Here is a 4,961-nt window from a genome sequence, read left to right as displayed (position 1 = left end):
CTCTGAGACATAGCCCCTGACCTGCGGAAACGGTGACAAGTCGCGTGCCGCCTACGTGCGATAAGGATAGAGCGGCTTGCTGCCGCACGGCGGCCGAATCCGGCTGGCGATGGCACCGCCGGGTTTGAAGATGACGGCTGCGACGAGCCACCATGGGACGCTCGCTCCATGTCGGTAGCTTACTGGGCAGTCGAGCCTTGCAAGGGCGGCTTCGGCGCGAACCATGCGCTTCCTGACCCCAGCAGCGTCCCTACCCAAATGGCCGTGAACACCGGGTTGCGACCCGTTGTCGACGTGGTGGGTACCGCGGAGGACCGGGCGGGGGGAACTCCGGGTCCCGGACACGGGAAGGGGCTCAACACGGTGTCCACTCAAGTGGTAGCACGCCAGCCTGTTCGGGTGGTTGGTGGGGGCTACTCGACGTCTGACGCGGCGGCAGACCGCGATGCCGTAGCCATCGCCGACCAGGACCAGTCCTCAGGCGTCGGGGTGGGGGTGCCGAAGACGACGACGAGACTCAGCGTTGAGTCGCCTGTGTTGACGATGTCGTGCTTGGAGTTGACCGGAGCACGGACGGCGTCTCCTGGGCGAAGGTGAAAAGGACGACCGTCGATACGCATGGTGGCTTCGCCGTCGACGACCAGATACAACTCCTCCAGCGGCTGTTCATCACCGTGTGCGTGCATCCCCTCACTCGCACCCGGCTCCAGATCCCAGCGTTGTACCGCGACCGGCAGTCGGGACTGATCGAGGAAATACCACTGGAATCTGGTCTTGCCCTCACCGCCGTGCAACTGATGGTGGAAGGCCGCGTGACCAGCATGCTCGAACACCTTGGCGTCGCCCGGCCGAGCCCGCTCGTGACTCCCGTCAAGCGGGTGCGACTTGTCCGATTCTGCCGTCACGGTGAACCTCGCTGAAGCAGCCCGTCATCGCTCACCGGACCAGCATGCCACGGCCAACCTTCGGAGGGCACCGACCCGCATCCGCGATTCCCTCTGAGCTCACAGCATGAAGAACCCTGAGTGGTGACTCTTCAGGTCGGGTGGCCCAGTAGACATGCCCGGTTCGCGGGCGATCCGGCGCTACAGGGCCCGGCTGATGGTCGACTCGAAGCGGTCCATGTGCTGCAGCATCAGGCGAGCAGAACCGTCCTCCTCGCCGGTTCGCATGTGCTCGATGATCTTAACGTGCTCGGCGATGTGGCTCTCGACGGTGTCGAGCCGTGGCAGCGCAACGCACCAGATGCGCATGGCGAGGAAGAGGTAGTGGGTGAGGGAGCCCTCTAGGTGGGTGTTGCGCGCCAGAGAGTAGACCGTGGTGTGCACGCGCACGTCCATCGCCATGTGGCTGCGGGTGGAGGTGTGTGCGTCGAGATCCTCCAGGTCCGAGCGCAGCTCGTCTAGCCGTTGCCGGGCGCCGACGTCGACCATCCTGGCGGCGCGGCGCGCAGCGAGCGGTTCCAGGGCGCGGCGCACCTCGCTGATCTCGGCCAGGGCGGTGGGGTCGACCCTGGTCGCAAAGGTCCCCCGCCGGGGGTAGGTCTGTACAAAGCGCTCGGTCTCCAGTCGTTTGATCGCCTCTCGTAGCGGCGTGCGCCCTACCCCGAGGTCGGTGGCAAGCGACTGCTCGTTGAGCGGCGCGCCGGGGGGGATGTCGAGCATGACCAGCCGCTCCCGCAGTCGCAGGTAGGCGGCCTGAGCCATCGACACGTCGGGGCCGTTAGCAGTGGAGCTTTCTGTGAGCGTGTCGGGGGTCAAATGCGACCTCCTCCTATTTCGTACGGGGAGCGGTTCCGCATGCACGACTTGACATGGCGGCCGAACTCCGGACACGCTACCCGACGACTCATATATCAGTTGTCGACGACGAGGTAACTATGACCCTTCAGACCAGCCTGGCGCAGCTCGACCCCGAGGTTGCCGAGGCGATCTCCGCCGAAACGCGGCGCCAGGAGCAGACGTTGGAGATGATCGCGTCAGAGAACTTCGCCCCCCTCGCGGTGCTCCAGGCGCAGGGGTCGGTGCTGACGAACAAGTATGCGGAGGGCTATCCGGGCCGGCGCTACTACGGGGGCTGCGAGCACGTCGACGTTATCGAGGAGCTCGCGATCGAGCGTGCGAAGGAGTTGTTCGGCGCCGAGCACGCCAACGTCCAACCCCACTCCGGTGCGCAGGCCAACGCCGCCGCGCTCAGCGCGCTGCTGGCCCCGGGCGACACCTTCATGGGGCTGTCCCTGGACCACGGCGGTCACCTGACCCACGGCATGCGGCTCAACTTCTCGGGCAAGCTCTACATCCCCGTCGCCTACGGGGTCGACCCGGACACGCACACGCTCGACATGGACGAGGTCGCCCGGATCGCGCGGGAGTGCCGTCCCAAGCTCATCGTGGCGGGGTGGTCGGCCTTCCCCCGACACCTGGACTTCCCCCGGTTCCGTGAGATCGCTGACGAGGTGGGTGCCCGGCTGATGGTCGACATGGCCCACTTCGCCGGACTGGTGGCTGCCGGCCTTCATCCCAGCCCGGTGCCGTATGCCGACGTCGTCACCACCACCACGCACAAGACCCTCGGCGGCCCGCGCGGCGGCATCGTTCTGGGCAGCGGTGCGGGGGTGGTGGAGTAGACCTGCTCGGGGTCCCCGATGTGCGCCCCGGGGCGACGGGCGGCTTCGGTCCAGACCGGGGTATGGGTCTGCAGGTGTTTGCGGAATGCGCCGTCCTCAGCGCGGGTGCGGGGCATGACGGTGACGAACCGGCCACCACGACTGTCCAGGTGACCCATCGCGGCCCGGGAGCACAGTTTGGAGTCCGCGACATAGAGAAAGTCGGTCCGGCCCAGCAGCCCGACCAGGCCGTCCCAGGTCGGCACGTGGGTCGGGTCATCGACGGTGTTGCCGTCGGCGAGCCGGTAGGCCAACGGGACCGCACCGTCGGCACTGACCGTGAGGATCCAGACCAGCTGTTTGAGGTCGGGTCGGTGGTCCTTGGAGTGACCCCAGGTGATCACCGGGGTCGGCTTGCCGCCCCGCAGGGTGCCCACCGCGTCTGGGTAGACCCCGTGCACCGAGATCGACGTGGAGTCGTTGTGCAGCTGGCGGGTCTCGATCCCGAACGTGCTGATCGCCCGTAGCACCACGCCGGTCAGCAGACTGGCCCGGTCGGCGTCGAACAGCGCCTCCAAGGCCCGCCCGACCCGGTCGTCGTTGAGCACGCTGACCTCCTCGGCGGTCAGTCCGAGCAGGCCTGGATCGTAGCGGGCGGCCCACTCGCCCAGGCCGTAGAGCGGTGCGCGGCCCAGCACCAGGTTCGCCACGACCACCCTGATCGCGGCGGCCGTGCTGACCTTCACCCGGGCGTCATCTTCGGGCAGCGCCGCAGCAAGCAGCGCAGGCAGCCCGAGCCGGTCGGTCACCGCGTTGATGATCGGCAGACCACCCAGCACGTGGGACTGCAGGACGAGATCGTTCGGGTCCTGCGGTTGCGTTGGCTCCTTCATCACGACACCCTCTGGTCGGGGTTGCGTTCGGCACAACCCACGCTATCCTTCTATTGGCAACCGAAGGACACGACACGCGGAAGAGGTGAGACAGTTGGCCAACCCTGCACCCGGGCGCGACACCCCGCCGCCGACCCGCACAGCTGCTGCGTTCACCGAAACCGACTACGCCCTGCCAGGGACGCTGGCCCGCCGCTTCATGCGCTGCGGCAAGACCAACTGCCGCTGCAAAGCCGAACCGCCCCTCCTACACGGGCCCTACTGGCACTGGACCCGGACCGTCGCCGGCAAGACCCAGAGCCGCACTCTCACCAAGGAGCAGGCCCAGCGCTACCAGCCCTGGTTCGACAACGCCCGCAGCCTCCGCGACCTGCTCACCGAGCTTGAGGAACGCTCCCTACGCGCCTTCCGCGACGCCGAAGACTGACCCGCGTAATGGCCGAGATATCACTCGGCAGATGTGCGGAACGTCAGACAGACAGCCATGTCGCGCAACGCTCCGCCACCACGGCCGGGCAGAAGAGCATCCTCACGGCCCCGGGCCTGGCCGAGCCGCCCAAGGACTTCGACTTCACCACCAGCACCTGAGCACGCCACTTCTCGTTGGCGCCGTCGTGTAGTAACACGACCCCACCAGACCTGCCACGGTAAACCCGCAGGTCAACGCCTAGATTCAGCTACCCGTGTGCCCATCAACTGCGGAAGTCCGGACAGACGCTGCGGGCGATCGCCTCGAGCAGCTCCAGACGGGCCTCGATACGGGCCGTAGCGATGTGATCGATACCCGCTACCACCCGCCCTCTTGGACGTGAGCTGGATCTTGCCCGTTCCCGACGCGGCCTTCGCCCGCACACCAACAAGCCCATCGCCCGAGGCTGACGATCCGCACAAGCCAGATCACCCTCGGGCGACCAGCCGCAGGTGGCCCTCTTCCCGGCGCCCAATTTCAACCAGGATCACAACTGCGGTTCAGCGTGAGTGCTTCCCGCGTGTGTGTGGTCGTAAGACCAGCCTGGGGGCATCGGCCTGGGCAGACGGTGCTGAGCGGGATCAGAATACGCCCATGGATATTCCTGACAATCACCCTCGAGCCGACTTGGATGCAGTCGATCTGCAACTGCTGCGCCTGCTCAGCGAGGACAGCCGACAGTCGCAGCGCTCATTGGCCCGGGAACTGGGTATGTCTCCTCCGGCGGTGGCCGAGCGGATGAACCGGCTGGAGCGCAGCGGGGTCATCCGCAACTACAGCATCGACGTCGACTGGGGGTCGTTCGGGCTGCCGCTGCTGGCCTTCATCGACGTGGTCACCGTCCCGGGGGCCGTACAGCGCAGACTGCTAGAGCGTGTCTCCTTAATGAGTCTTGATGTAGAGAATGCTGGCGGCCAGTAGGACGCCGCCGAGGAAGGTGCGGGCGTGCTTGTCATAGCGGGTCGCGACACCCCGCCACTGCTTGAGCCGTAGG

The 4,961-nt window shown here is 66.7% G+C and carries 6 protein-coding genes and 2 pseudogenes; 4 read left to right on the top strand and 4 right to left on the bottom strand.

Annotation, left to right across the window (positions count from 1 at the left end):
* Positions 1 to 413: 413 nt before the first annotated feature.
* Positions 414 to 905: a cupin domain-containing protein gene (locus ACR2FV_RS09135; RefSeq protein WP_434015377.1), complete on the bottom strand. Its 492-nt coding sequence runs from the start codon at positions 903 to 905 to the stop codon at positions 414 to 416.
* A gap of 180 nt (positions 906 to 1,085) precedes the next feature.
* Complete coding sequence (locus tag ACR2FV_RS09130; protein WP_434015378.1) at positions 1,086 to 1,706, bottom strand: GntR family transcriptional regulator; 621 nt, start codon at positions 1,704 to 1,706, stop codon at positions 1,086 to 1,088.
* A 173-nt stretch (positions 1,707 to 1,879) separates the two neighbouring features.
* On the opposite strand from ACR2FV_RS09130, the pseudogene ACR2FV_RS09125 reads away from it, so the two are divergent.
* Positions 1,880 to 2,599, top strand: a pseudogene (locus ACR2FV_RS09125) (serine hydroxymethyltransferase); the annotation flags it as partial.
* Here the strand turns inward: ACR2FV_RS09125 and ACR2FV_RS09120 are convergent.
* On the bottom strand, positions 2,515 to 3,498 hold the full coding sequence (locus ACR2FV_RS09120) for an IS1634 family transposase (RefSeq protein WP_434015376.1): 984 nt from the start codon (positions 3,496 to 3,498) through the stop codon (positions 2,515 to 2,517). The pseudogene ACR2FV_RS09125 and the gene ACR2FV_RS09120 overlap by 85 nt on opposite strands.
* 94 nt (positions 3,499 to 3,592) lie before the next feature.
* Between ACR2FV_RS09120 and ACR2FV_RS09115 the strand changes: the two genes are divergently transcribed.
* The 3 genes from ACR2FV_RS09115 to ACR2FV_RS09105 all read left to right on the top strand — a co-directional run bounded on the left by ACR2FV_RS09115 (position 3,593) and on the right by ACR2FV_RS09105 (position 4,888).
* On the top strand, positions 3,593 to 3,925 hold the full coding sequence (locus ACR2FV_RS09115; protein ID WP_434015375.1) for a DUF6788 family protein: 333 nt from the start codon (positions 3,593 to 3,595) through the stop codon (positions 3,923 to 3,925).
* 8 nt (positions 3,926 to 3,933) lie between these two features.
* Positions 3,934 to 4,086, top strand: coding sequence for a hypothetical protein (locus ACR2FV_RS09110; protein WP_434015374.1), 153 nt, complete (start codon positions 3,934 to 3,936; stop codon positions 4,084 to 4,086).
* 475 nt (positions 4,087 to 4,561) lie between these two features.
* Positions 4,562 to 4,888, top strand: a complete 327-nt coding sequence (locus ACR2FV_RS09105; RefSeq protein ID WP_434015373.1) for an Lrp/AsnC family transcriptional regulator — start codon at positions 4,562 to 4,564, stop codon at positions 4,886 to 4,888.
* Here the strand turns inward: ACR2FV_RS09105 and ACR2FV_RS09100 are convergent.
* Positions 4,850 to 4,961 (bottom strand): annotated as a pseudogene (locus ACR2FV_RS09100) (IS5-like element ISMt1 family transposase); the annotation flags it as partial. The gene ACR2FV_RS09105 and the pseudogene ACR2FV_RS09100 overlap by 39 nt on opposite strands.

It is taken from the genome of Ornithinimicrobium sp. (assembly GCF_051004135.1).
Classification (GTDB): Bacteria; Actinomycetota; Actinomycetes; order Actinomycetales; family Dermatophilaceae; genus Ornithinicoccus.
Note: the sequence above shows the minus strand (reverse complement) of the source record. Positions and strands in the feature narration are given on the sequence as shown.

Coding starts and splice junctions, on each gene's coding strand:
- ACR2FV_RS09130 (WP_434015378.1), bottom strand. CDS start 1,706: ATGGCTCAGGCCGCCTACCTGCGACTGCGGGAGCGGCTGGTCATGCTC.
- ACR2FV_RS09120 (WP_434015376.1), bottom strand. CDS start 3,498: ATGAAGGAGCCAACGCAACCGCAGGACCCGAACGATCTCGTCCTGCAG.
- ACR2FV_RS09110 (WP_434015374.1), top strand. CDS start 3,934: ATGGCCGAGATATCACTCGGCAGATGTGCGGAACGTCAGACAGACAGC.
- ACR2FV_RS09105 (WP_434015373.1), top strand. CDS start 4,562: ATGGATATTCCTGACAATCACCCTCGAGCCGACTTGGATGCAGTCGAT.